The sequence below is a fragment of the Rhodobacter sp. NSM genome (genome assembly GCF_052244495.1).
Taxonomy (GTDB): domain Bacteria; phylum Pseudomonadota; class Alphaproteobacteria; order Rhodobacterales; family Rhodobacteraceae; genus Cereibacter_A.
In genome coordinates this window covers 1-25259 of record NZ_JBQPXH010000009.1, presented here as the reverse complement: position 1 = coordinate 25259, position 25259 = coordinate 1, and the positions used below count along the sequence as shown (strand labels likewise).

20 protein-coding genes, 1 tRNA gene and 4 pseudogenes are annotated in these 25259 nt (G+C 65.0%); 9 read left to right on the top strand and 16 right to left on the bottom strand.

Features of this window, described 5'->3' with window-relative positions:
- Positions 1–50: 50 nt before the first annotated feature.
- From ACTVZP_RS16225 to ACTVZP_RS16210, 4 genes are all read left to right on the top strand, one after another.
- The gene (locus tag ACTVZP_RS16225; protein ID WP_443213207.1) at positions 51–401 is read left to right on the top strand and encodes a thioredoxin family protein; all 351 of its coding nucleotides are present in this window, start codon (positions 51–53) and stop codon (positions 399–401) included.
- An 82-nt stretch (positions 402–483) separates the two neighbouring features.
- Positions 484–840 (top strand): ArsR/SmtB family transcription factor, encoded by a 357-nt coding sequence (locus ACTVZP_RS16220; RefSeq protein WP_443213206.1) that lies wholly within the window; start codon positions 484–486, stop codon positions 838–840.
- 39 nt (positions 841–879) lie between these two features.
- On the top strand, positions 880–1926 hold the full coding sequence (locus ACTVZP_RS16215) for a YeeE/YedE family protein (RefSeq protein WP_443213205.1): 1047 nt from the start codon (positions 880–882) through the stop codon (positions 1924–1926).
- 179 nt (positions 1927–2105) lie between these two features.
- Positions 2106–2660 carry a L,D-transpeptidase gene (locus tag ACTVZP_RS16210; protein ID WP_443213204.1) on the top strand — a complete coding sequence of 185 codons (555 nt, stop codon included), beginning with the start codon at positions 2106–2108 and terminating at the stop codon, positions 2658–2660.
- A 265-nt stretch (positions 2661–2925) separates the two neighbouring features.
- On the opposite strand, the gene ilvD is transcribed toward ACTVZP_RS16210, so the two are convergent.
- The gene (gene ilvD, locus ACTVZP_RS16205; RefSeq protein WP_443213203.1) at positions 2926–4764 is read right to left on the bottom strand and encodes a dihydroxy-acid dehydratase; all 1839 of its coding nucleotides are present in this window, start codon (positions 4762–4764) and stop codon (positions 2926–2928) included.
- Positions 4765–5043: 279 nt separating this feature from the next.
- Between ilvD and egtB the strand changes: the two genes are divergently transcribed.
- Together egtB and egtD are read left to right on the top strand one after the other, a co-directional pair.
- On the top strand, positions 5044–6291 hold the full coding sequence (egtB, locus tag ACTVZP_RS16200) for an ergothioneine biosynthesis protein EgtB (RefSeq protein ID WP_443213202.1): 1248 nt from the start codon (positions 5044–5046) through the stop codon (positions 6289–6291).
- Positions 6291–7223, top strand: coding sequence for an L-histidine N(alpha)-methyltransferase (gene egtD / locus ACTVZP_RS16195; RefSeq protein WP_443213201.1), 933 nt, complete (start codon positions 6291–6293; stop codon positions 7221–7223). Before egtB ends, egtD begins: the two co-directional genes overlap by 1 nt.
- Positions 7224–7400: 177 nt before the next feature.
- On the opposite strand, the gene ACTVZP_RS16190 is transcribed toward egtD, so the two are convergent.
- A complete protein-coding gene (locus ACTVZP_RS16190) occupies positions 7401–8927 on the bottom strand; it encodes a cryptochrome/photolyase family protein (protein ID WP_443213200.1) in 1527 nt (508 codons plus the stop codon).
- A gap of 135 nt (positions 8928–9062) precedes the next feature.
- Positions 9063–10718, bottom strand: coding sequence for a BCCT family transporter (locus ACTVZP_RS16185; protein ID WP_443213199.1), 1656 nt, complete (start codon positions 10716–10718; stop codon positions 9063–9065).
- Between the two features lie 730 nt (positions 10719–11448).
- Here ACTVZP_RS16185 and ACTVZP_RS16180 point away from each other — a divergent pair.
- Positions 11449–11748: a DUF2934 domain-containing protein gene (locus ACTVZP_RS16180; RefSeq protein ID WP_443213198.1), complete on the top strand. Its 300-nt coding sequence runs from the start codon at positions 11449–11451 to the stop codon at positions 11746–11748.
- Between the two features lie 265 nt (positions 11749–12013).
- Here the strand turns inward: ACTVZP_RS16180 and ACTVZP_RS16175 are convergent, their stop codons facing one another.
- Both ACTVZP_RS16175 and ACTVZP_RS16170 read right to left on the bottom strand, forming a co-directional pair.
- A complete protein-coding gene (locus ACTVZP_RS16175) occupies positions 12014–13672 on the bottom strand; it encodes a methyl-accepting chemotaxis protein (protein WP_443213197.1) in 1659 nt (552 codons plus the stop codon).
- A 44-nt stretch (positions 13673–13716) separates the two neighbouring features.
- A complete protein-coding gene (locus ACTVZP_RS16170; RefSeq protein ID WP_443213196.1) occupies positions 13717–13893 on the bottom strand; it encodes a hypothetical protein in 177 nt (58 codons plus the stop codon).
- 451 nt (positions 13894–14344) lie between these two features.
- Here ACTVZP_RS16170 and ACTVZP_RS16165 point away from each other — a divergent pair.
- Positions 14345–14918, top strand: a pseudogene (locus ACTVZP_RS16165) (IS1634 family transposase); the annotation flags it as partial.
- Between the two features lie 84 nt (positions 14919–15002).
- Positions 15003–15187, top strand: a pseudogene (locus ACTVZP_RS16160) (hypothetical protein); the annotation flags it as partial.
- A gap of 148 nt (positions 15188–15335) precedes the next feature.
- Here ACTVZP_RS16160 and ACTVZP_RS16155 read toward each other — a convergent pair.
- The 11 genes and pseudogenes from ACTVZP_RS16155 to ACTVZP_RS16105 form a co-directional block, all read right to left on the bottom strand.
- Positions 15336–15411, bottom strand: a tRNA-Ala gene (locus tag ACTVZP_RS16155).
- Positions 15412–15480: 69 nt separating this feature from the next.
- On the bottom strand, positions 15481–16146 hold the full coding sequence (locus tag ACTVZP_RS16150) for a sulfotransferase family 2 domain-containing protein (RefSeq protein ID WP_443213195.1): 666 nt from the start codon (positions 16144–16146) through the stop codon (positions 15481–15483).
- A gap of 109 nt (positions 16147–16255) precedes the next feature.
- Positions 16256–17203, bottom strand: a complete 948-nt coding sequence (locus ACTVZP_RS16145) for a 2-hydroxyacid dehydrogenase (RefSeq protein WP_443213194.1) — start codon at positions 17201–17203, stop codon at positions 16256–16258.
- Positions 17200–17532 (bottom strand): tRNA-binding protein, encoded by a 333-nt coding sequence (locus ACTVZP_RS16140; protein ID WP_443213193.1) that lies wholly within the window; start codon positions 17530–17532, stop codon positions 17200–17202. Before ACTVZP_RS16140 ends, ACTVZP_RS16145 begins: the two co-directional genes overlap by 4 nt.
- Positions 17529–18350 (bottom strand): pyrroline-5-carboxylate reductase, encoded by an 822-nt coding sequence (gene proC / locus ACTVZP_RS16135; protein WP_443213192.1) that lies wholly within the window; start codon positions 18348–18350, stop codon positions 17529–17531. The genes ACTVZP_RS16140 and proC overlap by 4 nt, the downstream gene beginning before the upstream one ends.
- Before the next feature lie 28 nt (positions 18351–18378).
- Positions 18379–18882 (bottom strand): YbjN domain-containing protein, encoded by a 504-nt coding sequence (locus tag ACTVZP_RS16130; RefSeq protein WP_443213191.1) that lies wholly within the window; start codon positions 18880–18882, stop codon positions 18379–18381.
- A gap of 652 nt (positions 18883–19534) precedes the next feature.
- Complete coding sequence (locus ACTVZP_RS16125) at positions 19535–22186, bottom strand: S1 RNA-binding domain-containing protein (protein ID WP_443213189.1); 2652 nt, start codon at positions 22184–22186, stop codon at positions 19535–19537.
- 538 nt (positions 22187–22724) lie between these two features.
- Positions 22725–23096, bottom strand: a complete 372-nt coding sequence (locus ACTVZP_RS16120) for a DNA adenine methylase (RefSeq protein ID WP_443213188.1) — start codon at positions 23094–23096, stop codon at positions 22725–22727.
- Positions 23097–23186: 90 nt separating this feature from the next.
- On the bottom strand, positions 23187–23699 hold the full coding sequence (locus tag ACTVZP_RS16115) for a hypothetical protein (RefSeq protein WP_443213187.1): 513 nt from the start codon (positions 23697–23699) through the stop codon (positions 23187–23189).
- A 381-nt stretch (positions 23700–24080) separates the two neighbouring features.
- A pseudogene (locus tag ACTVZP_RS16110) lies at positions 24081–24994 on the bottom strand (IS256 family transposase); the annotation flags it as partial.
- A pseudogene (locus tag ACTVZP_RS16105) lies at positions 24979–25259 on the bottom strand (hypothetical protein); the annotation flags it as partial. The pseudogenes ACTVZP_RS16105 and ACTVZP_RS16110, both read right to left, overlap by 16 nt.

Here is a 25259-nt window from a genome sequence, read left to right as displayed (position 1 = left end):
TTGTTACGGATAGATTAGGATATTTCGATATTTCAACCCGGACGTCAATCATGCTGTTGCGCTCGATCCTTCTTCTGGCGGCACTCGGCGCAACTCCGGCCGCGGCCGAGTTGCGGCTGGTGATGGTCGAGCAGCCGGGATGCGTCTGGTGCGCGGCGTGGGACCACGAGATCGGCCCGATCTATGCCCGCAGCGAGGAGGGCCGGCAGGCGCCCCTCGTCCGGCAGCAGCTTCGGAAGCCTCTCCCGGAAGGCTTCGTCTTCTCGCGCCCCGCAACCTTCACCCCGACCTTCGTGCTCGTGGACGAGGGCCGCGAGATCGGCAGGATCGAAGGCTATCCCGGCGAGGGGTTTTTCTGGGCACTGCTCGGCCAGATGCTCGACGAGCTGCCCGAGGGTTGATCGTCGGCGGATCCAGGCCAGTTCCCGCTGGAAGCCGGTCAGGAAATCGTGTCATTCCTGGACAAGATTGAAGAGGCGGACGATGTCGCGGCAGCAGGCAGAACGGGTGGAAGCGGAGGAGCCGGCGCAAGTCGAGGCGCCCGGTCCGGCCGATCTGGTGGGCTCGGCCGAGGACGCCGCCGGTTTCCTCAAGGCGCTGGGGCATGAGGGGCGACTCACCATCCTGTGCCATCTGACCTCGGGTCCCAAGAGCGTGATGGAGCTTGAAACGCTGCTCTCTTCGCGTCAGGCTGCGGTGAGCCAGCAGCTGGCGCGGCTACGTCTCGAGGGTCTGGTGAGCGCCCGTCGCGAAGGCCAGGCGATCTTCTACTCGATCCTCGACCCGAAGGTGGAGCGGATGGTGAGCCTTCTGGCAGAGCTCTTCTGCCAGCGTGACTGAGCCGCCCGGCGCGCGGGACCTCTTTGGGAGGAGAGGGAAATGGAAAGCCTACCCTTTGGCGCACTGGCGGCCCTGATTGGCCTTGCCGGGGGACTCGTGCTCGGCCTCGCCGCCCGTTTGGGAGAGTTCTGCACACTGTCGGCTGTCGAATCGGCGCTTTATGGCGGGGATCAGCGCAGGCTCAGGCTGTGGGGCGTGGTGCTGGCGACGGCGATCCTCGGCACGCACGTCCTTGCCGCTACGGGGCTGATCGATCTCGGCGGCACGATCTATCACCAGATGGTCTGGAACCCCTGGGCGAGCGTTCTGGGCGGGCTCGTCTTCGGCTATGGCATGGCGCTGGCCGGCAATTGCGGCTTCGGGGCGCTGGTGCGCTTCGGCGGGGGGGACCTGCGCTCGATGGTGATTGTCGTGGTGATGGGCATCTTCGCCTTCATCGCTCTTTCCGGCCCGCTGGCGCCGCTGCGCATCGCGCTCTTCCCGCAGGTTGAGGCGACGGCTCCCCAAGGGATCGCACCGGCGCTGGGGCTGAACGGGACGGCAGGGCTGCTGCTCGTGGCGCTTGTGGTGTCGGCCGCACTTGCAGTCTGGGCGCTGCTCCATTCGCCGCTGAGACGCGACCGGCGCATGATCGGCTGGGGCGTGGCGGCGGGTCTCGCCGTGGTCTGGTGCCTCGCCGCGACGACCTGGCTGAACCATGCGAGCTTCGGCGGAGTGGGCATCGAGGGACCGTCCTACACGGCGCCGATCGGGCGGACGCTGATCTTCCTCATGACGTCCACCGCGGGCGGGATCACCTTCTCGGTCGGCTCCATCGCGGGCGTAATCCTCGGTGCGCTGATCGGCTCGATGATCCGCGGGCTTTTCCGCTGGGAAGCCTGCGAGGATCCGAGAGAGCTTGGCCGTCAGGTCTCCGGCGCAGCCCTGATGGGCGTGGGCGGGGTCGTGGCCATGGGGTGCTCCATCGGGCAGGGGGTCACGGGGTTCGCGACGCTCGCCTGGTCCGGGCCGGTGACGCTGGCCGCCATCGTCGTGGGTGCGGCCCTGGGCCTGCGCCAGCTCATCCACGGCTTCCAGCCGGAGTGAGTGCCGAGCAGGTCCAATGTCCCCTCATGACGCGGAAGCGGGTCACCACGCGCCTCCCCGCCCCAACGTCGTCAACTCACCGTGAGGCCCACGGTCCTGCCGAGTGGAAGCCGCTCCCTTAAGCTGCCCTTAAGCTCCGCCCGCAAACCGGGGGGGCAGGCAAGCAAAGGAGCAGACACATGAGGTTCATGAGCCGACGCCACGCGCTGGGACTGGGGCTGGCCGCCGCGGGCGGGCTCGTCCTGCCGGGGCGGCTTCGCGCCGGGGATGTGCACCGGGCGAACATCTCGTCCTTCACCATGCAGAACTGGGAGGACCATTTCGACCGGCTCGGCAAGGGTGCCATCGTGGCCGACACCACCTCGCGGGCGCTGCATTTCTGGAGTGGCGACGGGCAGGACTACCGGATCTATCCGACCTCGGTACCCATCTCGGAAGAGCTGACGAAGCGCGGCTATACCGAGATCGTGCGCAAGAAGGTCGGACCCTCCTGGACGCCGACGCCTTCGCAGATGGAGCGGCACCCGGACTGGAAGCCGATCGGCCCCGGCCCCGAGAACCCGCTCGGCACCCATGCGATGTATCTCGGCTGGCCCGCCTACATCATCCACGGCACCCATGACACGCGGAAGATCGGTCGCCCCTCGTCGGACGGCTGCATCGGGCTCTACAACGAGAAGATCGCCGAGCTCTTCCAGCTCTGCCCGGTCGGCACGCAGGTGCGCGTGATCTGAAGGGAGACGCTCGGGCCTTGGCTGTCTCGTATGGAGCGGCGGTGTCGGGCTACTGAGCGGTCGGGCGCTGCCCGACAGCACGCAGGGCGCTCGAGCCTGAGACGCGTGCCCGCGTGTCAAATGAAGGGGGCCGCTCCCGGTCGGGGCGGCCCTCCTCGTATCCGGAGAAGCTGTGTATCTCGCGTCGGCCGCAGGCGATCACCGGTGCCTGAGATGCCGCAAGCGGCGGTGGCCCAAGGGCGCGCCGCCGTTCAGACGCGGAGCTTCATTCCGGCAGGACGCGCACCGCGCCCTTGTCGGCGGAGGACGCGAACTGCGCATAGACCTTCAGCGCCTGCGAGACCTTGCGCTTGCGCGGACCTGCGGGCTTCCAGCCCTTCGCATCCTGCTCGGCCCGGCGGGCGGCAAGCTCCGCCTCGGGCACGGCGAGGGTGATGGTGCGGTTCGGGATATCGATGTCGATCCGGTCGCCCTCGCGGACGAGGCCGATGGTGCCGCCCGAAGCCGCCTCGGGCGAGGCGTGCCCGATGGAGAGGCCCGAGGTTCCGCCCGAGAAGCGCCCGTCGGTGATCAGTGCGCAGGCTTTGCCCAGCCCCTTCGACTTCAGGTAGGAGGTGGGATAGAGCATTTCCTGCATGCCCGGCCCACCCTTCGGGCCCTCGTAACGGATCACCACCACGTCGCCCGCCTCGACACCGCCGTTCAGGATGCCGTAGACCGCCGCGTCCTGGCTCTCGAACACCTTGGCCTTGCCCGAGAAGACAAGGATCGACTCGTCCACGCCGGCCGTCTTCACGATGCAGCCATCGGGGGCGAGGTTGCCCTTGAGCACCGCAAGGCCGCCATCCTTGGAAAAGGGCGTCGCGACCGACCGGATCACGCCCGTCTCGCGGTCGGTATCCAGCGAGTCCCAGGTCGAGGACTGGCTGAAGGCCACCTGCGTCGGCACTCCGCCCGGCGCGGCGAGGAAGAGTTCGCGCGCCTCGGGGGCGTTCGACCTCGCGATGTCCCACTGGTCGATGGCTGCGCCCAGCGTCGGCGCATGGACGGTCTTCGTGTCGCGGTGGATCAGCCCGCCGCGGTCGAGCTCGCCCAGGATCGACATGATGCCGCCCGCCCGGTGGACGTCCTCGATATGCACGTCCGCCTTGTTCGGCGCGACCTTGCAGAGGCAGGGCACCCGGCGCGAGAGCGCGTCGATGTCGTCCATGCCGAAATCGACCCCGCCTTCCTGCGCCGCGGCGAGGATGTGCAGCACCGTGTTGGTCGAACCGCCCATCGCGATGTCGAGCGCCATGGCGTTCTCGAACGCTTCCTTGGTGGCGATGGCGCGCGGCAGGACGCTCTCGTCCTCCTGCTCGTAGTAGCGGCGGCAGAGGTCGACGGCGCGACGCCCGGCCTCGAGGAAGAGCTCCTTGCGGTAGGCATGCGTCGCCAGCGTCGAGCCGTTGCCCGGCAGCGAGAGGCCGAGCGCCTCGGTCAGGCAGTTCATCGAGTTGGCGGTGAACATGCCCGAGCAGGAGCCGCAGGTGGGGCAGGCGGCCTGCTCGATGCGCGTCAGGTCCTCGTCGGACACTTTCTCGTCGGCGGCGGCCACCATCGCGTCGATCAGGTCCATCTTCACGGTGCGCCCGTCGCCGAGCGTGACCTTGCCCGCCTCCATCGGCCCGCCCGAGACGAAGACCGCGGGGATGTTCAGCCGCATCGCGGCCATCAGCATGCCGGGCGTGATCTTGTCGCAGTTCGAGATGCAGACCATCGCGTCGGCGCAATGGGCGTTAACCATATATTCGACGGAATCCGCGATCAGCTCGCGCGAGGGCAGCGAGTAGAGCATCCCGTCATGGCCCATCGCGATCCCGTCATCGACGGCGATCGTGTTGAATTCCTTGGCGATGCCGCCCGCGGCCTCGACCTCGCGGGCCACGAGCTGGCCGAGGTCCTTGAGGTGGACGTGACCGGGCACGAACTGGGTGAAGCTGTTGACGATGGCGACAATCGGCTTGCCGAAGTCGCTGTCCTTCACCCCGGTCGCGCGCCAGAGGCCGCGGGCGCCGGCCATGTTGCGTCCATGGGTGCTGGTGCGGGAACGATATGCGGGCATGTCTCGACTTTCCGGCTGGCAACTCTCGGGCCCGACGACTGCGCTTTCACTGCTGAAAAATCAACCCTTCTTTGCGGAAAGCCGCCTCGCGGCCGGGCAAAACCACGTCACCGTGACGCGCCGGGGCGGGCGTGGCGCCTGCAACCCTCGGCGGAGGCGGCGCTCCTCCGCCGGAAGCGGTTCCGGCTTCGCCTGTGGGTCAAAAAGAGAAGGTCTCCGGTGGACCCATCCCACGCATGCCCTAACTGGAGGCACCCGGAGGAGGAAAAGGAAGGCCCCATGCCCCAGCTGAACCCCGCCGCGCCGCCCTCGCGGTCCGAAGTGCAGGATCTCTTCTCGCGGACCCGCGGAATGACGTCCCGACTGGCGTCGCCGCTCGCACCCGAGGACATGATGCTCCAGTCGATGGAAGATGCGAGTCCCGCGAAATGGCATCTCGCGCACACGACCTGGTTCTTCGAGGAGTTCATTCTGAAGCCGCACGCGCAGGGATACCGCTCGCCTGACGACCGCTTCGCCTTCCTCTTCAATTCCTACTACGTGCAGGCGGGCCCCCGCCATGCGCGCGCGAAGCGCGGCCTCGTCTCGCGTCCCAGCGTGCAGGCGGTGCTCGATTACCGGGCTCATGTCGACGATGCGCTCGGCACGCTGCTCGAGCGGAGCGACGATCCAGAGGTGTCCATGCTCGCCGAACTCGGCTGCCACCACGAGATGCAGCATCAGGAACTGCTGGTGACGGATCTGCTGCACGGCCTGTCCTACAACCCGTTGCTGCCCGCCTATCGCGATCCCGAGCCAATGGCGGTGACCGAGGAGCGGACGCTCGGCTTCACCCGGCAAGAGGGCGGCCTTGTCGAGATCGGCCATGACGGCCGCGCGTTCGCCTACGATTGCGAGGGGCCGCGCCATCGGGTCTGGCTGGATCCCTACGAGGTCGCCGACCGCCCGGTGACGAACCGCGACTGGATCGCCTTCATCGAGGCGGGCGGCTACGCCACTCAGACGCTCTGGCTGATGGAAGGCTGGGCCGTGCGCGAGAGGGAAGGCTGGGATGCGCCGCTCTACTGGTGGCAGCAGGACGGCGTCTGGTGGACCTACACGCTGCGGGGGCCGCAGCCGGTGAACCTCGACGCACCCGTCTGCCACGTGAGCTACTACGAGGCCGATGCCTTCGCCCGCTGGGCAGGGGCACGTCTTCCCACCGAGGCGGAGTGGGAAGTGGCCTTCCGCGACCGCCCCATCGTCGGCAACTTCCTCGAGTCCGGCGCGTTCCGGCCGCTTCCGGGCGGCGGCGCCTGGGGCGACGTCTGGGAATGGACGCAGAGCGCGTTCAGCCCCTATCCGGGCTTCCGCCCGCCCGAGGGCGCGATCGGCGAATACAACGGGAAGTTCATGGTCAACCAGTATGTGCTGCGCGGAGGCTCCTGCGCGACGCCGGCGCTGCAGATGCGGCCGACCTACCGCAACTTCTTCTACCCGCACCAGCGCTGGCAGATGATGGGCCTCCGGCTTGCGAGGGACGTGTGATGGACGCACTCGTCATCCGAAACCCCGAGCTTCTGGCCGACGCGTTGCGCGGGCTTTCGCAGCCGCGCAAGTTCATGGAACCGAAGTGGTTCTATGACACCGAGGGCAGCGCCCTCTTCGAGCGGATCACGGATCTGCCGGAATACTATCCCACCCGCACCGAGACGGCGATCCTGACCGCGGCCGCCGACAGGCTTGCGGCGCATGTGCCGGAGGGGGCCGAGCTCGTCGAACTGGGCAGCGGGGCCAGCGTCAAGACGCGGCTGCTCCTCGACCGGTTGGACGGGCTCTCGGCCTATGTGCCGGTGGATATCTCGGCGGCCTTCCTGAAGGAGACGGCGCGGCGGCTCTCGCAGTCCTATCCTGCCCTGCCGATCCGGCCGGTGGTCGCGGACTTCACCCGGCCGCTGCGGCTCGAGGATGCCGGTCATTCGCGGGTCGGCTTCTTTCCCGGCTCGACCCTTGGCAACCTTGACCCCGCGGGTGCACGAGCACTTCTGCAAGGCGTGCGGGACTGGCCGGGTGTCCGGGCCTTCATCGTGGGGATCGACCTCATCAAGGACGAGGAGACGCTCGTTCGCGCCTACGACGATTCCGCCGGCGTGACGGCCGCCTTCAACCTGAACCTGCTGCACCGCATGAACCGCGAGATCGGGGCCGACTTCGACACGGACCGCTTCGCGCACCGGGCAATCTGGAACGCCGGAAAGGCGCGGATCGAGATGCATCTGGAGAGCCTTGCCGACCAGAGCGTCCGGATCGGCCCGCGGGACATCCGCTTCGCCAAGGGCGAGACGATCCATACCGAGAACAGCCACAAGTTCTCGGAGGAGAGCTTCTCGACGCAGGCGGAGCAGTCCGGATGGACGCTCGCGGAGTTCCTGACCGATGCAGATCGCCTCTTCGGCGTGGCGGTGCTGGAACCCTCCTGACGGCCCACGCCTGCGGCGCAGATGCATGACAGACCGGTGCGCGCGGCCCGCTTGGCGTCGCGCCCGTCGCCATGAGAGGGTCCGCCGTTCCGGCGGGCCCGGGCAGCTTGCGGCGGGCCTGAACCGGCACATCGACCCGAGACGGCGGTTGCGGCCTGAAGCCGGCCCGCAGACGGCTCAGACCGGGTCGCCTGCGTAGAGCTTTTCGAGGAACTGGCCCGCCTCCTCCAGAACGGTCTTCCTGTGGGGTTCCGCCATCCGATCCCAGGTGCGATACATCTGGACCATCCGGGGATTGCGCTCGAAGCGCTCGCGGTGACGATCGAGGAAGTGCCAGTAGAGCAGGTTGAACGGGCAGGCCCTCGGGCCGGTCCGTTCCTTCACCGCATAGTCGCAGCCCCGGCAGTAGTCCGACATCCGGTCGATGTAGGCCCCGGAGGAGACATAGGGTTTCGAGCCGAGAAGCCCGTCGTCGGCGAACTGGCTCATTCCGATCGTGTTCGGCGCCTCGACCCATTCCAGCGCGTCGATATAGACGGACAGATACCACTCGTGCACCTCGGCCGGATCGACGCCAGCCAGCAGCGCGAAGTTGCCCGTCACCATCAGCCGCTGGATGTGATGCGCATAGGCGAGGTCGCGCGTCTGCGCCACCGCGGCCGAAAGGCAGGCCATCCGCGTGGGTTCGCCCCAGTAGAGCGCCGGAAGAGCCGCCCGATGGTTCAGGCCGTTCGAAGTCATGTAGTCCGGCCCCGAGATGGCCCAGATCCCCCGCACATATTCCCGCCATCCGAGGATCTGCCGGATGAAGCCCTCGACCGCGTTCAGCGGGGCGCGGCCTTCCCGCCACTCCGCCTCGGCGCGGCGGCAGACTTCCATCGGCTGAAGCAGCCCGAGGTTCATCGACGAGGACAGCAGCGCATGGCTGAGAAAGGGGTCGTCCGCCAGCATCGCATCCTGCTCGTCACCGAAGCGCGGCAGGCTCTCGCGGATGAAATGGTCGAGGGCCTGCAGCGCCTCCTCGCGATCCGTGGGCCAGCGGAAGGGGCGCAGGCGGCCGAAATGATCGGGGAAGCGCGCCTCCACCAGGTCCAGCACCGCGCGCACCTCCGCGTCGGGCTCGAACTGCAGCGGATGGGGGCGCAGGAGGTCGGGCGAGGCGGGCTTGCGGTTCTCGCTGTCGAAGTTCCACCGCCCGCCTGCCGGTTCGTCGCCATCCATCAGGAGGCCGGTCTTGCGGCGCATCTCCCGGTAGAACCACTCCATTCGGAGTTGCTTGCGGCCCTCGGCCCAGCGGGCGAAATCCTCGGCCGGGCAGAGGAAGCGGTCGTCGGGAAGGAAGCTGACGGGCAGGGGCAGGGATTCGAGTGCGGCGATCAGCCGCCAGTCGCCGGGCTGCGTCGCGACGATCTCGCGCACACCGACCTCTTCCGCGCGGCGCAGAAGCTCGGCGCCGATGGAGGAGCCGGTTTCCGTATCGTCCAGCCGCGAATAGGCGACACGCAAGCCCCGCCGCTCCAGCCGTCGCGCGAACTTGCGCATGGCCGAGAGGATCAGGGCAATCTTCTGCGGGTGGTGCGGGACATAGGTGCCCTCGTCCATCACTTCCGCCATCACGACGAGGTCTTGCGCCGGATCGGCGGCCCTCAGGGCCGAAAGATCGTCGCTGAGCTGATCTCCCAGCACGAGAATGAGCCGTGTCATGCCTGACCCTCAGGGCGGGCTGCCCCGAGGCCCAGAGCTAGCGAGGCGGCAGTTCCGATCAAGGCTCGCGGGGCGCTCGACGCATCGCGCAGGCGGTATGAGGGGGCCGGCGGATGCGCCGGCCCTTTCCATGCTTCACCGCGGTTCGGCGGCAAGACCCTTTACCAATGCGTAGCAGGCCCCCAGCAGCACGATGGCAAATGGAAATCCGGTCGAGACGGCCATTGCCTGGAGCGCCGCCAATCCGCCCCCGAGCAGGAGCGCAATCGCGACCAGGCCCTCGAATGTGGCCCAGAACACCCTCTGCGGGACCGGGGCATTGACCTTGCCTCCCGCAGCGATCGTGTCGATCACCAGCGATCCGGAGTCGGACGACGTCACGAAGAAGACGATCACCAGCACGATCCCGATCAGCGAGGTGATCTGCGTGAGCGGCAGGTGGGCGAGCATCTCGAAGAGCTGGATCTCGAGTGCCGCGTCCTGGACGGAGGTCAGCTGATCGGTCACCACCTGGCTGATCGCCGTCCCGCCGAGCGCCGTCATCCAGATCGTCGAGACAAGCGACGGGATCAGCAGGACCGCGACGAGAAACTCGCGCACGGTGCGCCCTCGGCTGACCCGCGCGATGAACATGCCGACGAAGGGTGACCAGCTGATCCACCACGCCCAGTAGAAGGCCGTCCAGCCCTGACGGAAATTGTCGTCGGTGCGTCCGAAGGGGTTGGAGAGCGCCGGAAGGTTCTCGACATAGGCGAGCAGGTTCAGCACGAAGCCGCGCAGGATCTGAAGCGTCGGTCCGACAAGGATCACGAACATGAGGAGCAGGAAGGCCAGCGCCATGTTGATCTCGGACAGCCGCTTCACGCCCTTGTCCATTCCAGCAATGACCGAGGCCGTCGCAATGGCGGTGATCGCGATCACGAGGAAGACGGTCATGCCGGTGGTCGAGGGCAGGCCGAAGAGGAAGTCGAGCCCTGCTCCGGCCTGCTGGGCCCCGATCCCGAGCGAGGTTGAGAGGCCGAAGATCGTGGCGAAGACCGCAAGGATGTCGATGATGTGGCCCGGCCAGCCCCAGACGCGCTCGCCGAAGATCGGATAGAAGACCGACCGCAGCGTGAGCGGCAGGCCCTTGTTATAGGCAAAGAGAGCGAGCGACAGCGCCACCACCGCATAGATGGACCAGGGGTGCAGTGACCAGTGGAAGATCGTGGCAGCCATTGCGAGCCGCCGCGATGCCTCCGCATCGCCGGGCGCGCCGTCGAGAGGGGCCCAGTCGGTGCGCAGCCCGTTCTCGACCACCGGTCCGTTGAAAGCCGCGGTGTAGTTCCCGAGCGGTTCAGCGACACCGTAGAACATCAGGCCGATCCCCATGCCGGCGGCGAAGAGCATCGAGAACCAGGAAAGACGGCTGTAGTCCGGCGTCGCATGCGGCCCCCCGAGCCTGATGCTGCCGAGCGGCAGAACGATCAGCACGAGGCAAAGCAGCACGAACAGGTTGCCCGCGAGCAGGAAGAACCAGGCGAGGTTCGACGTCAGCGTGTCCCGGATGGCGGTGAAAATGGGCTCCAGCGTTGTCTGGAACGCGAGCGTCAGAAAGGTGAAGGCCACGATGGTCAGCGCTGAGACGCTGAAGACGACGTTGTGAATGTCGAGCTCGAAGACGAAGCGACGCCTGTAATTGATGTTGTCCTGTCCGATTTCGTAGTTGGTCTCGATGATCTGGGTCGCACCTTCGGGCGCGGGTATCGCCAGTTCGGGCACCGGGCCCGCTGGAATCGTCGCATCGGCCATCGGCTGGTTCCTCCGGTCATGTCGGTCGTATGGAGGGATGATCGGCGACGGATCGCGCATCTCCCTTCGGCTGTGCTCAATCCGCCCGGCCTTGCGGGCGGTCTTGCCCTCGTCGGGAACATCTCGCGTCATGTCGTGGTTCCACAACATCCTGCTGCGCATGACGTCCCTCGCGCGGGAGGGCATTCTTGCCGGACGAGCCGGGCAATGTCCATCATTGCGGGCATTTTTCTTGGACCTTCACGGTGAGGGCGACGCTCGGCCGACCCTTTCTGAGCATGAGCGTCACCGCCCGGCCAACCCGGAGGCGCAGGCGCCGCGCATCCGGTCGGCCGTCCGTCAAGGTCCACTATTCCTGCGGCCAAAGGGGATGCTGCCGTAGCAGCGGATCTGCCGGAAGTGCAGGCAGAAAGCTCGCCAAGGCGCGACTGCGACCTCCGACCTCGTCGGTCGTCGGTGCGTTCAGGAGTGCCGGCGGATGTCTGCGAGCGGCCTGATGTTGCTCTCGCCATGCATGACCGCCTCGCCGACCGGATCCACCTGAGGGAACTGCCGCCTTTGAAGGCAGTTGCCAGAGAACGAGCAGGGATTCTCCCACCCCGGCTCGGGGCGGCAACGAAAGCGGGTCTCGGCGTCTTGGCAGAACACCCGAAGTTTTTCTAAAGTGCCGCGAAGCTGCGGCCTGAGGGCGGGAGGCTTGGAACTGATCCATGACTGGAGGGAAGAAGACATGAGCGACGACCGCACCGCGCGCATCCGCCAGAGGGCCTACGAGCTCTGGGAGGCCGACGGACAGCCGGCCGACAGGGATCAGGATTACTGGCTGCGGGCCGAGTCCGAGATCGCCGCCGCCGAAGCGGACGAGGCGGCCGCAGCCGCAGCGCCGAAGCCGCGCGCACGCATGCCCAAGGCGGCAGCCGAGAGCACGGGTGAAACCGCCGCACCGAAGCGGCGCAAGGCAGCCGTCGAGGGCGCAGAGCCCGCCGCGGCCCGCAAACCCCGCCGCAAGGCGTCCGAAAAGACGGAGTAGGCTCGGACCTCGCGGGCTCTCGTCTTTTGCCTGACCGCCGGCGACTGCTCTGTCTGTTCCTCCGCCAGCCGGTGAGGAGGACGAAGTCGAGCGAGGCCATGTAGCCTCGGCGTCTCCGCCGAGGCGGTATCGCCGGCCGCCCACGCAATCATGCGCGCAGCTTGACGAAGCGGGCGGGGACGCACCTGAGACGAACGATCTGACGATCATGCGATGCGCGGGCCGGTCATGGGCCTTTCAGGTCGAACGCTTGCTCGGGCACGAGTCAGCCGGCGACCGCGCGCTGAAAGCCGGTGTCGAGGTCATCCGACGCGCTCGACCCGATGTCGAAGTCGAAGCCCCGGCGTCGCTCTGCCTGTGAATGCGATCTTGCCGGCGGCGGCACCGTCGGGCGCGCTTGCGAAGCGACGGTCCGTTTTGTCGCCAGCGCCTCTTGCCCCGTGTGGAAGAAGGCGACGGATGACCTGAGCTGATCCGCCTCGGCTGAGAGCCTGCCGGCGCCGCCGGCCAGAGCTTCCGCGGAAGTGCTGTTCTGCTGCGTCACCTGGTCAAGCTGCTGGATGGCGAGAGACACCTGTTGCGCGCCGGTCGAGAGTTCCTGCGACGCGACGGAGATCGAGGAGACGAGGCTCGAGGTCCGCTCGATGTCCGGGACGAGCCGCTCGAGCATGTCGCCTGCCGTGGAGGCCGCGGCTGACGTGCGCGAGGAGAGGTGCGAGATTTCGGCCGCCGCGGCCTGACTGCGCTCGGCAAGCTTGCGCACCTCTGCCGCCACGACGGCGAAGCCACGGCCGTGCTCGCCGGCCCGTGCGGCCTCGACCGCAGCATTGAGCGCCAGCAGGTCGGTCTGACGGGCGATCTCCTGCACCACGAGGATCCGCTCCGCGATCGAGCCCATTGCGGCGACCGCCTCGCGGACGGCCGCGCCCGAGGCTCGCGCATCTTCGGCGGACGTGGCCGCAATTCGCTCCGTTTGGGTCGCATTCTCCGCGGTCTGCCTGATATTCGCCACCATCTGTTCCACCGAGGCCGAGGCCTCTTCGGTCGCCGAGGCCTGTTCGCTGCTGCCCTGCGAGAGTTGTTCAGACGTCTCGGCCATCGTCTGGCTATTCGTGGCGACCTGATCTGTGGCGACCGTCACGCGCCCCACCACGTCCCGCAACTTGACGATCATTGAATTGTTCATGATGAGGAGTTGCGAGATCTCGTCAGAACCCCGTTCCTCGGCCAGGGTCGTGAGATCGCCCTCTGCCACGCGCTGCGAGAGCGCCAGTGCCTTTCGCAGCCCGCGGCCGATGGAAAGGATGAGCGCGGTTGCCGCAAGGCTTCCCACGAGGATACCCGCCAGGGCGAGAAGCGACAGATTGAGCAGGCTCGCCTTCATGTCGCGGTCCGCCGCTGCCGCCGCTGCTGCCATCTGGTCGGTATAGACTTTGCGGAAGGCTTCGAGATTGTCGGTCAGGGCCTCCATGCCTTCGCGCGACTCGGTGCTGAGCAGGCGGGAAGCGGCCTTCGTGTCGCCACTGTCGGCTGCGGCGAAGACCCGGTTGTTGATCGCGATAGCGGTGGTGCGCAGGCGGGAGTACTCTTCAATAAGCGCAAGGCCCTGAGCATCCGCAAGGGATTCAAGACGCTGGATGCTGTCGGTCATTTCGGCGCGGATGCTCAGGATTTCCTCCTTCACCGCTGCGCGCGCATCCGCAGTTTCGGCCGTGACGTAGTCCCTCAGGACGATGCCGAACCTGGTCTGCTGGATCGCCAACTGGCTCGCCGCCTCGACGTTGGCGGCCTGCATGTCGACCATGGTGCGCAAGACCTGGTTCGAATGTCTGAGGTCGAGGATGCCGAGAACCGTGCCGGATCCCATGAGCAGGAAGACCAGCATGAAGGTCACGGCAAGCTTTATCTTGATTGTTAACTTCATGAGGACCTTTCACTCGTGGCAACTCGGCCGACCACGCATCGGCCTCACGCTACAACGGCATCAAAGTCCTTACTTTTTAGTTTATGCCCGACCCTTTCCTGCCAGCGGCAGGTCGCAATTTCGACAAAAGGTTCATTATCTTCGCGAGCAGGCGCCTGGACCTGCCGCTTCGGGTCGATGAGGACCGCGTGACCCGGCAGGGCGATGATCGGCCAGGTCATATCCGATCCGAGGGACGGTGCAGTCCCTGCGGGCGAGGTGGCGACCTCTCCTTTCGGCGCATATCTGCCTCTTGAGCACGATTTCGTCAAGGAACACCGCCACTTATGGTCAGCTTGCAGGCAGCGCCAGGTGTGGTTTCATCCGCGGTATTGGATGAAGGGATTCATTATGAGAAAGCCTGCGGCTAAGCCCGCAACAGGCCCCTCCGGGGCCAGAGCCCGGTATACGAACCACGAGAAGGCGCGACATGTCTTTCCCGCCCTTGCACCGCAGGAGCCGGATCCATCGAGAGTGAAGTCGGCGGTCCATCCGATCCTGCGCGTGGTGATCGTCCTCGCATTTGCGGCTCTCGGGCTGGGGGTCATGCGCAGCCTTTTGATGGGCTGAGACTGCCCCAAAGGGCGAAGGGCAGGGACAGGCACCCGCGGTTATCGGGAAGGATCAAGGCAGCGGCCGGCCGAGCAGTCCGAGAAGCGCCGCGCCCGCATCGCGGAACTGGAGGCCATGGCGGAACGCATGACCGGCAAGCTCGACGCGCAAGATGCCGGTCAAAGCGACCGTTGCCGCCGGGCCTCTGATCGTGGCGCCTACAGCCGGTTCACCCGCGCGGTCGCGCCGCCATCGCCGAGGCCGAACTCTTTGACGGCAAACTCGCGCTGCTCACGAATGCGCCCGATCTGACGCCGGCCGAGGCCGTCGCGTGCGACAAGGCGCTGGCCGACATCGGGCGCGGCTTCGGCGTGCTGAAGCCCGACATCGAGATCGCCCCGGTCCACCGCCGGCTGCCCGACCGCATCCGCGCGCACGCGCTGATCTGCTTCCTGGCACGGGTGCTCTATCGCGTCATGCGCATGCGGCTGAAGGCGAAGGGCTACACAGCCAGCCCCCGCACCGCGCTCGATCTCCTCGCTCGCATCCAGCGCCACCGCGCGAAAATCGGTGAGCGCACTTCAATGGGCTCTCTGTGACAACGCCTCAACAGATGGAACTCTTCGACACCCTGAACCTGCCAAAACCCGTCTGACGAACGCCGTGTAGTCGCATAATGGCACATTCCGCTATAATGAAACCAGATGCTTAGCGGTTTTGCTGTCGAACTTGGGCCGCCGAAACCAAGATGCACTGCATCAAGCTCCTGGGTGAGCGGCTGTCCGCGCGCCAGTTCGACCGTCAGGTTGCAGAGTTCCAAGTCCGTGTCATTCGCCATGGTCGCTCGGACCAGTGGCGCGACATGGCTCATTCCTCAACGGGTTCACTGCGCTCGACACATCCAACACAGATGTCGCAGGATAGGTCTGTCCGGGAAAACGGGAGGTCCGTCATCACCCGATTTGTGCAACAGAGCCGGCGTGTTCCAGAAGTTGATGGGGGAATAGATGGTGGAAGCCAGAAATCGGCAAAGCGATTTGCACGACAGACTTGATCACTTAGCGTTTTGATCTGGTGGAGCCGAGGGGGATCGAACCCCTGACCTCGTCATTGCGAACGACGCGCTCTCCCAACTGAGCTACGACCCCAACGAGGCGCTGTCTCGCGCAACCGCCGCAGGAAGTCAAGGGCGGTTCTGCGGGTTTCTTTCGAAGCAGTCAGCGGATGGCGGCATCGTCAAATCCGTAATGAAAACGATGCACGTCCTCGGCGCAAAGATCCGCGACGAGTGCGGCGTCCGCATCGGAATAGTAGCCCCTCCAGTCCAGCAGGCGGCTCGATTCGTTGCTGCGGGGCAGGGGAGTGAGCCGGAAGCCCAGATGGCGCTCGAAGGGTGGAAGATCCTCCTCCAGATGCTCGAGGCGGAGGTAGAGGCTCGCCCGCTCGACCCCGTGCCTGTCGCGCAGATAGGCAGATGCCGGCCAGAGCCGTAGCGATGTCCGGGTCTGCGGATGGTTGAGGAAGCCCGAAAAGTCGAGCGACTTGGCGAGACCCACCGCGGGATGGGCGAAACCCTGGGCGCGCAGCCAGTGGTAGTAGCTTACCGTCCGGTCCCAGGGATTGCGGACGAGAGCGAGCGTGAAGAAGGTCTCGATCTCCTCGTCGGTGACGAGTCCCGCGATGTCCGCAAGCGTCGAGTGCTTCCAGATCCGCCCGTGAGCCTTTACGCCCCGCAACCGTCCGCGCCGGGCGCGGGCCTTCGGCGTGTCGCCGATCAGGATGTCATCCTTCATCGCCCGTTTCTCGAGGGCGAGGGAAAGCGATGTGCCACCCGTCTTGGGGATGTGGACGAAGATGTACCGGCGCCCCCGCGAGATGATCATGTCCGGCCCATGGCACGGGTGCCGCCTGCGGGGGCATCGAACCCCCACAGGCGGCTCTGGCGCCCGGAGGTGCCGATGGCGGCAGATTGCCGGACGCCGGGCTGCATTGTCAGACCGGGTTCGGCAATGGACGGCCATCGGCGAAGGCCTGCAGGTTCTCGACAGCCATCATGCCCATGGCCTCGCGCACCTCGAGCGCCGCCGTCCCGAGGTGGGGCAGGAGCGTCACGTTCTCCATCGCGCGCAGTGCCTCGGGCACTTCCGGTTCGAACTCGTAGACGTCAAGTCCCGCGCCCGCGATCCGTCCTTCGGACAAAGCGGCGATGAGGGCGGCTTCATCGACGATGTCCCCCCGCGCGATGTTGACGAGGATCGAGTCCCTCCGCATGCGCGAGAGGGCGTGCGCATTGATCAGGTGCCGGGTCTCGGGGGTCGCCGGTACGGCCACCACCACGAAATCGGCCGCAAGCGCCTCCTCGAAGGACACCTGCCGAGCGGGAACCCCCGGATCGGCCACGGCGGAGCGGTTGAAGAAGCAGACCTCCATGCCGAAGCCGTAGTGGCAGCGGCGCGCGATCGCCTTGCCGATCCGGCCCATGCCGACGATGCCGAGCCGGCGCCCGGTCGCGTGAAGGCCCAGCATCTGGGTCGGATGCCAGCCCTCCCACCGGCCGGCGCGGACCATCCGCTCTCCCTCGCCCGCACGCCTGGCGGTCATGAGGATCAGCGTGAGGGCGATGTCGGCGGTGGCGTCCGTCACGGCACCGGGCGTGTTCGTGACCTCGAGCCCCGCCGCCCGCGCCGCTGCCACGTCGAGATGGTTCACCCCCACGCCGAAATTCGCGAGGATCCGCGCACGGGGCCGCGGCACGTCGGCGAAGACATCGGCCCGGAAGAGGTCGCCGAGGGTGGGAAGCACGGCGTCATAATCCGTGAGCGCGCTGCGCAGTTCATCAGGAGAAAGGGGCCGCGTGCTTTCGCGCAGCGTTACCCGGTAGCGGGGATCGACGGCGGCCACGACGGATGCGGGGAGCGGGCGGGTGATCAGAAGCTTCAATAGAGGCGTCCTCCGAGGGGCACGTCCTGGTCCGGCCCGATCAGGACCACCTCGCCCGCGTCATCGGGTACGCCCAGGACCAGAACTTCCGAGAGCACCTTGCCGATCTGGCGTGGCGGGAAGTTCACCACCGCGAGCACCTGCCGCCCGACGAGGCGCTCGGGCTCGTAATGGCGCGTGATCTGCGCCGATGACCGCTTCTCGCCGATCTCGCCGCCGAAATCGACCCAGAGCTTCAGCGCGGGCTTCCTCGCTTCGGGAAAGGGCTCGGCGCGGGTGATGCGTCCGACGCGGATGTCGACCCTGGAGAAGTCGTCGTAGGAGATCATCGGCCGAGCTCCCTCCCGCGGTCGGCGGCCGCCTTGACCGCCCGGCGCAAGAGCGGCGGCATGCCGGTCTCGGGGTCCATCAGCACGTCAAGCGCCGCAGCGGTGGTCCCGCCCGGCGAGGTCACGTTGATGCGGAGCTGGCTTGCGCTCTCGGGCGCACGGCGGGCAAGCTCGCCCGCCCCGGTCACCGTGGCGCGCGCGAGTGTCATGGCAAGCTCGGGGCCAAGCCCCTCGGCCTCGCCGGCCGCGGCAAGAGCCTCGATGAGATGAAACACATAGGCCGGGCCCGAGCCGGAGACGGCCGTGACCGCGTCCATCTGGTGCTCGCCCTCCAGTCTCACCACCTGTCCCACCGCCGAAAGGAGGCCCTCGGCGAGGGCCATCTGCCTGTCGCTCGCATTTGCGTTGCCGACGATGGCGGTGATCCCGCGCCCGACGGCTGCAGGCGTGTTCGGCATGGCCCGGATCACAGGCGTGCCGGCTCCGAGGGTGCGCTCATAGTGGGAGATCGGCGTCCCCGCCGCGACCGTCAGGAAGAGCGTGTCGCCGCCCCCCAGGGCCGCAAGCCCCGGCAGCGCCTCGGCCATCATCTGCGGCTTGACCGCGACGAGCACCACGGCCGGGGCATCGGGCAACGCCTCGTTCAAGTGGAGGCCGCGCCCCGCCAGCGACTTCAGCCAGTCCGAGGGCCTCGGATCCGACACCCAGACCCCCGAAAGCGCCAGCCCCCGGCCCAGCCACCCTTCGAGCATCGCCGAGCCCATCTTCCCGCAGCCGAGCAGCACCAGCCCCCGGCGGCCAAGATCCGCAAGATCCATCCGTTCCCCCGTCTCTGCCGGGGAAAGACTAGGCGCGGCCGTAGGCCTCCGCAATGGCGACATTCATCGCCTCGGCTGCTGGACGCTCGGCCCAGGCCACCATCTGGAAGGCGGGGTAGAAGCGCTCGCTGGCGGTGACGGCAGACGCGATGAGCCGGTCGATCTGCTCGGCTGTCGCCGTCTGTCCACCCGAGAGCAGCAGCCCGTAACGCCATACCATCAGCTTCTGGTCGCTCCAGTAGGTGAAGGCGCCGGTCCAGACCATGTCGTTGCACCTGTTGAGCACGTCGTGGAGTTCCGCCATGCGGTGGGTCGGCGGCTCCATCTCGAAGGTGCAGATAAGGCGGAGCGTCTCGTCCTTGGGCGACCAGGCGAGCGTCAGGGAATAGGTGCGCCACTGCCCTTCGACCGCCATGGCGATCTGGTCCTCGGTCACGCGGTCGAACTCCCAGTCGTGATGCTCGGCGAGTGTCTCGACGATGTCGATCGGATGGATGTCGTCCGAGGACAGATAGGTCTCTGAAAGCGACATGGGCCGGTGCCTCGTCTTTGAACCGCCTGCGGCAGGAAATCCGCCACAAGGGGCAGGGTATGCGGCAACAGACGGCGCTGCTAACCGACGCCCATACTAGATATGGTGTGCACAAAGCGAAAGCCTGTAAAGACCTTTCGCATGAATCTCCTGTGGACAAGACGGGTGTGTGTGGGTGTTGTAGCGGGACACGAAGACCTGCAGTGCGGGACACGAGAACCTGCAGCAGGGCTGTTGCCGCGGAATCATCTTTGGTCAGCTACCGCGCACCCCGCAGCAGCTCACGTGGCCGAACCTAGCGGCCGTCACGAATGCCGCAGCCGTCATCATTCTGCCGCTGGCCACAGCGCCAGGAGGAGGAGCGTAAAGAGCAACGCGTGCCAGCCAGTCAGCCTTGTTCGCCACGTTCGCCGAGCCGGTCGCCCGCGAATAGCGCAGCGAGAAACCGGAGCAGCACTGTCTGCCGTTCGCTTCGGTGATTTTTAAGCGACGCCGCACCAGGGAAAGCGCGTGGGCCGACCTGCAGGACGCGCCCGATTATCGCCATCCTTATCATCGTTAGGCCAATTCTATCGTCAGCTTTGCGCCAGTACGCCGATCGAAAGGCATCATGCTCCTCGTCCCAACACTTTGATCCTAAGAGAGTCGGATCCTATTGCTCACCGGAACTTAATTCTACTTTCTTCTCAAGCATATCGATTGAGAGCACCTTCACCGAAATTTCATCACCTATCTGGCTGCGCGCGACCAAGTCGGCAGCTTTGCTCACGTGCAAGAGACCGGTGATCCCTGGCTCTAGGTCGACGAAGAGACCATACGGGACTTTATTGGTGACGATCCCTGGGAAAGTGCGGCCTGGCGGAAACTTCTCTGGAACCCAAGCCCACCTTCCCGCAATTTCCCCCTCGAATTCTTTTACGCTCTTTTCGGCACCAATGAATTCGATCAACGTGGACATCTCTGGATCATCGAAAAGATCGGTGTAGGTGCTTAGGTCTTCATTCCTTGCCGCTTGCATCTCCGCGACCGCAGATCGCGCGTTTCGAGCAACTGTCCATGGCTGGAAATGGGCCTCGCGGTCCTTGATTCGCTCAGCTACCGATCGTGCGGCGGCCTCTGACCGAAACCATAAGTCCTCAGCTACGGCTGCAATGTAGTGAACGTTTGAAAGCATCTGGAGATGTGTTCGGCCCGCGGGGCTGATTGTTATCAGATCAATGGCCGAAATGTCGGCTATACGAAAATCTTCGCTGATTATGCAGTGGCGGGAAGCAAGATAATTTACTTCTCGTAGAACCACCTCTTCAATCGCCCCCTGTTTTGCTAGCAGCGGAAACATGTCTCCAACTCGAGCGTAGCCTCTTATTCTAGGGCCCTTTCCTCTCGGGGAAATTTCTGAAAGGTGCCTTAGGATCATAAGTCGAACGAAGAGATGAGGCCTAATATCATCTATCTCAGCACCAAAGAGGTTCACAACGTAGGATTGATCACTGTCATAGTAACGCCTCTTTGATCTCAGCAGAACGCGACTCACCAAAGAAATGGGCAACGCATACGCTCCATTGGACTGCACCATCTTTACGATATAGTCCTCAGAGATGTGTCCGCTGGAGCAAAAATCTAGAAATATCTCCATGGCTCTCCGCATGTTCCGTCCGGACAACCCGATCAGCAGGCGACGCACGTTTGCGTTCGCGTCGAAGACGGACCTCATTATCGACCGTAAATATGAAACTTTGTCGGCAGCCGTGTAATTGACGCGCATTGAATTCGGCAAATCATACGTGAATCGCCTGCGTGGATCTTGATTGAGCTCTTTGATCGCCAGGTCTATCCGAGACTGAAGAATTAGATCGAAGCGTGGCGCTTCAATACGGAACGCGAGATCTTTTAGTGCGGTATCCAACGGGGGGACGCTTAGGTTGTTGTCGTACGTTTCTTCCCGTAGAGGCAAGAAAACCATCGCCCGAAACTCAGATCGCAACCATTGAGCGGCTTCGAACATCAGCAACTGCTCTTCAAGCAGGCGTTTATCGCAGTTATCAAGAACGATCACAATAAGTGCCGAAAACGACCCTGAGACATACTCGCAGTATGCCTGGGTCTTGGCATGCTCATCGCTTAGGAGCCGCGACAACTCATCCGCAAGCTTTTCATTATAACGCTCTTGATTCGCCTCATAGAGCCGCCCGACCCCTTTGCGAAAGGCTTCAACTTCCCGCTTGAATATCTTTCTTATCGTCTCAAGTTCATCGAAATCGACATTCTGGCAAGCGGCTCTTAGGCCTTTGGCCAGCTGGATGCGCAGCCACGGGTAGATTTCTTCCTTGCCGACAGGGGCCGCGTTCATGTTGATATGAACCCAGCGCGTCGAATTTCTTAGTTCGCGAGGAAGCGCTTTCACCCGAAGATGATCAACAAATGTGGTTTTGCCTGCGCCCGCAGCTCCGATGAGCAATAGAACTTGATTGGTTAGCGCGACGCCTTTTCTAAGCTTAGAAATTATTGCATCTGGCCGAGAGGTATCTTCGATCGGACACGTATTTCGTTCTGATGGCGCTATGATGGCCCGAAACGTCCTGTCAATTGAATCGACATACCGCTCTCTCCTCCTTGATGGGATGTAACACTCCTCGGCTATCCTATTCCTTTCATCTAGAGTTGTGGGGTCGAAGACGCCGCGGAAGTCGGACTTAATCGTATTTCCAAATGAGTTTAGCCCGACCTCCTCGGACTGCGCGGCGAGCCCTCCAACCATTTTTCGCGGCTTCCAGTATCTCTGAGGGCGAACGAAGGAGAGAGCTTCATTGCACCATCTACTAAGAGCGCCGAACCCGTATTCCGCAAGAAACTCCGAAAATTTTTGATCTGCCGGTGTACAACTGGCGATTTTCAAATCGAAGATCGCATCTTGGCAATTCCATGTTCCTGCCAAGAGACGGATACCGTCAGACGCGAGTACAAATTTGGTAGGATCCACTGTAGGCGGGAACTTGGCGTTCAATTCTGCAGCATAGAGCCTCGCTTCCCGGAGAGCTTCCTCCAAATCCCCTCCAGGAGCCTTTGCTTCAACGACGAGCAGCGGTAGCCCAGAATGCACAAACAGGTAGTCGGGATAATAATTTTTTTTAGTTTGACCCTTGCCGATCGGAAGGCTCTTAATATTTGATTTGGTGAAGACACCTTGCGTCGGGAAGCCAAGCCCCATCGGCATGGGCGTGGTAATTAGTTGATAGAGGATCTTCTGCTCAACGTCGCTTTCCGATCGAATTTCGCTTACGTCGGGCCAGTCGATGTTTTGCATTGTATGCTCTCCGATTCACTTCGTTTCACCCAACGCTCGCCTTGGCGAAAAGCTGCTTGCTAAGTCACCAAGCTTGAGACTCACGCGACGGAATGTATCGAGGCGGCCCAAACGCGTCCACAGCTTTGGGGCGAGCCGTGTTCCCGTTGTCACCCCACGATGAAAGCCAATCGCGCTCGCTTGAAGTCCGGTCGACGGCTCGATGAAGTGTCAAGATATAGAAGTGCCGGCCTGTGAGGGGGCGATGATGTCGGCCTAACCGCCCTCCGCCGAGGTTCCAAGGCCGAAGCACGTTAAACGGCCACTCGCTCTTTTGCCTCATTCAGCGACACTGACTTTGCTACGGCAGTATGATGCACATCGCGGCCGCGAGCCGTCGCGCTACCGTCAGGCGGCTTCCCGCCCGACCTGTCCGCCCCGCGTCAATATGCCCACGGATCCCGCCCCTCATCCGGCGTAAGCGTCGCGGCGCCGGACGCGGGGCCTCATACTCTGCCAAGGCCGCCGCGGGCTGATCGCTCCGCCCGCGGCACCTTCCTCAGCCGGGATCGCCGATGTCCCAGTTCGAGACCAGCAGCTCCGGCCGGGCGGCGCCGTTGCCCCTGGCGCTGCCGCTGATCGAATAGGTGGTCGTCACCTCTGCGATCCGGAACCGGCCGAAGATCGCGCGCACCTCGGGCACGTCATTGATCGACAGCAGGAACCGGCCCTGCAGCCGGGCCAGCCGCTCGGCCATCAGGCCGAAGTCCTCGCGCCGGAACAGGCCGCGGCCGTAGTCGGTCTCGGAGCCCCAGTACGGCGGGTCCAGGTAGAACAGCGTCTCGGGCCGATCGTAGCGGGCGAGGAAGTCGGCCCAGTCCAGGCATTCGACGATCACGCCGGCGAGCCGGCTGTGCAGGTCCTCCAGCATCGGCTCCAGCGTGGTCAGGTTGAACCGCCCCGGCCGTTGCGGGTCGACGCCGAAGTTCCGCCCGCTGACCTTGCTCGCGTCAAAGACTGCTTAGGGGCCGAGCTGCAGCACCGGCAGTTCGGCGATCACCGCCTCGGCGGTCATCGGCGCCCGGGTGCCGGCCTCGACCTCGGCCAGAAGCTCATAGCAGCGCTCCCAGACCAGCGAGCGCCAGCTCCGGAACGCCCGGCCCTCGGCCTGGTACTGCGGCACTGCCGGTTCATCGGCATAGCTCACCGCCGAGGCGATGCTGTCATACCGCAGCGCTCTTGCCGCGGCATCGAGATGGGCCCGCACCGCGCGGGCCACGCCGGCGAGGATCTCCTCGGGGCCGGGGTCAGGGTCGGCCGCAGGGGTCTCCGCCCCGTCCTCCACGCCGGCGGGCAGCGGCTCGTAGACCCAGCCGGCCCCGGTCCAGCGGGCGCGCGAGCCTGCCGGCGGATCGGGATCCGGCGCCTCGATGCAGCCCGCGGGGATCAGGAAGACGCCGCGCTCGAGCGGGCTCTCGTCGGCCTCCTCGATCCCGACGAAGTGGCCAGTCTCGTTCAGTTGCATGACCTTCATGGCGGACCTCAGAACTTGATTGCGTGAGGTGAGTGGCCGTGGCGTTGTGAACTTTCGCAAACCCATCGCAGAACCTTCCAGGTTTCATTCAAAGCGCCGCCGCGTCGCCGTACATCCTTGCTAACAGACGTCCGAGAGTCGAACAAACGTGGTCACACCTCCGCCGCAGGCGCAGGTCGATGTGCTCGAAGGCACTTTGTTGCAGCCTGGTTCTCCTGATCCCGTCTCACGACGGTGGCGCCAAACCGCTCCTTGCCTCCCTTCGCTCCGACGCTCTCGCGACGACGACGGCTATGCCGCCGTGGCCGGAGACTTGTAGACGCGATAGTGTCCCGGGCGGATGGTGTAAGAGCGCCTACCCTTGGAGAGGTCAGGGCTTGATCAGGCGGCCACAGCGGGCGGCCTAACGTTAGAATTGTTGGTTACGCGGGCGAGCGTTTCAAGGCTCATGTATCGCCGCGCGACTGCCCACTCGTCATTGGTCTCGAGCATCAGCGCGCCGACGAGGTGGACGATGGCCTCGTCGTTGGGGAAGATGCCGATGACATCCGACCGCCGCTTCGCCTCGCGGTTCACCCGTTCCAGTGGGTTTGTCGAGGCGATCTGGGCCCAATGTTCTCGGGGGAACGACATGTAGGCCAGCACGTCGTCGCGGGAGCTGTCCATCAAGTCGCCAAGCTTGAGCTGCTTCTCGCGCAGCGCGTCGCCACGATGTCCCACTGGGCTTCGACCTCGACCTTGGTCTCATCGGCGAAGATCGTCTTCAGCATCGCTGCGACCGCAGTGCGCTGCTTGGCCGGGGCGTGAATCAGCGCGTTTCGCATCCAGTGAATGCGGCACCTCTGGTGGGTCACTTGAAGACCCGGCGCGCAGCCGCCCTCAGGCCCTTGTGGTCGTCAGCAATTACCAGACTCACGCCGTGCAGGCCACGGTCAGCGAGGCTGCGCAGGAACTCGGTCCAGAACGTATCAACCTCGGAGGGACCGGGTCCGACGCCCAGCACTTCCCGCTTGCCGTCCTCGTTGACAACGACGGCGATTATCACGGCGCGGCTGGTGATCCGCGCGCCCTCCCGCACCTTCACGTAAGTTGCGTCGAGCCACAGGTAGGACCATGCGCCCTCCAGAGGCCGAGCAAGGAAGGCATTCACCCGCTCGTCGATCTCGGCGCGGAGCCGACTGACCTGGCTCTTGGACATGTCGCGGGCGCTCCGTCACCAGATCGTCGACCGACCGCGTCGAGACGCCTGGGACGTAGGCCTTCGGGATCACGGCCACAAGTCCCTGGCGGACAGTCGCTGGCCCAACAGCTTGACGCAGTGCATCTTCGTCTCTGCGCGGCTTCGGCGGTGGTAGCCGCTCCATCGTCGCCGGATGGTCCGACCGACGCGCTTTGATGTCCGCAGGATTTCGTTGCGGGCGATCGCACCGGCGGTGTCGGGTTTCCAAGGCTTGGCGTTCTTGCGGGGCGGGAGTGAGGACAGGCGGGCCTTCCAGTGGAAGGACCGCCCGACGAACGCGTCGGCGCCCCGGGCAGCGATGGCGTCATGGCACTTGCGGG

Bases quoted from the DNA above. Each gene is read 5' to 3' on its own strand.
- ACTVZP_RS16115 (WP_443213187.1), bottom strand. From the start codon at position 23,699: ATGAAGGTCATGCAACTGAACGAGACTGGCCACTTCGTCGGGATCGAG.
- ACTVZP_RS16190 (WP_443213200.1), bottom strand. From the start codon at position 8,927: ATGACACGGCTCATTCTCGTGCTGGGAGATCAGCTCAGCGACGATCTT.
- ACTVZP_RS16150 (WP_443213195.1), bottom strand. From the start codon at position 16,146: ATGATCATCTCGCGGGGGCGCCGGTACATCTTCGTCCACATCCCCAAG.
- egtB (WP_443213202.1), top strand. From the start codon at position 5,044: ATGCCCCAGCTGAACCCCGCCGCGCCGCCCTCGCGGTCCGAAGTGCAG.
- ACTVZP_RS16120 (WP_443213188.1), bottom strand. From the start codon at position 23,096: ATGCTGGAGGACCTGCACAGCCGGCTCGCCGGCGTGATCGTCGAATGC.
- ACTVZP_RS16130 (WP_443213191.1), bottom strand. From the start codon at position 18,882: ATGTCGCTTTCAGAGACCTATCTGTCCTCGGACGACATCCATCCGATC.
- ACTVZP_RS16175 (WP_443213197.1), bottom strand. From the start codon at position 13,672: ATGAAGTTAACAATCAAGATAAAGCTTGCCGTGACCTTCATGCTGGTC.
- ACTVZP_RS16125 (WP_443213189.1), bottom strand. From the start codon at position 22,186: ATGCAAAACATCGACTGGCCCGACGTAAGCGAAATTCGATCGGAAAGC.
- ACTVZP_RS16140 (WP_443213193.1), bottom strand. From the start codon at position 17,532: ATGATCTCCTACGACGACTTCTCCAGGGTCGACATCCGCGTCGGACGC.
- ilvD (WP_443213203.1), bottom strand. From the start codon at position 4,764: ATGCCCGCATATCGTTCCCGCACCAGCACCCATGGACGCAACATGGCC.
- egtD (WP_443213201.1), top strand. From the start codon at position 6,291: ATGGACGCACTCGTCATCCGAAACCCCGAGCTTCTGGCCGACGCGTTG.
- ACTVZP_RS16220 (WP_443213206.1), top strand. From the start codon at position 484: ATGTCGCGGCAGCAGGCAGAACGGGTGGAAGCGGAGGAGCCGGCGCAA.
- ACTVZP_RS16170 (WP_443213196.1), bottom strand. From the start codon at position 13,893: ATGACCTGGCCGATCATCGCCCTGCCGGGTCACGCGGTCCTCATCGAC.
- ACTVZP_RS16185 (WP_443213199.1), bottom strand. From the start codon at position 10,718: ATGGCCGATGCGACGATTCCAGCGGGCCCGGTGCCCGAACTGGCGATA.
- ACTVZP_RS16215 (WP_443213205.1), top strand. From the start codon at position 880: ATGGAAAGCCTACCCTTTGGCGCACTGGCGGCCCTGATTGGCCTTGCC.
- ACTVZP_RS16180 (WP_443213198.1), top strand. From the start codon at position 11,449: ATGAGCGACGACCGCACCGCGCGCATCCGCCAGAGGGCCTACGAGCTC.
- proC (WP_443213192.1), bottom strand. From the start codon at position 18,350: ATGGATCTTGCGGATCTTGGCCGCCGGGGGCTGGTGCTGCTCGGCTGC.
- ACTVZP_RS16210 (WP_443213204.1), top strand. From the start codon at position 2,106: ATGAGGTTCATGAGCCGACGCCACGCGCTGGGACTGGGGCTGGCCGCC.
- ACTVZP_RS16225 (WP_443213207.1), top strand. From the start codon at position 51: ATGCTGTTGCGCTCGATCCTTCTTCTGGCGGCACTCGGCGCAACTCCG.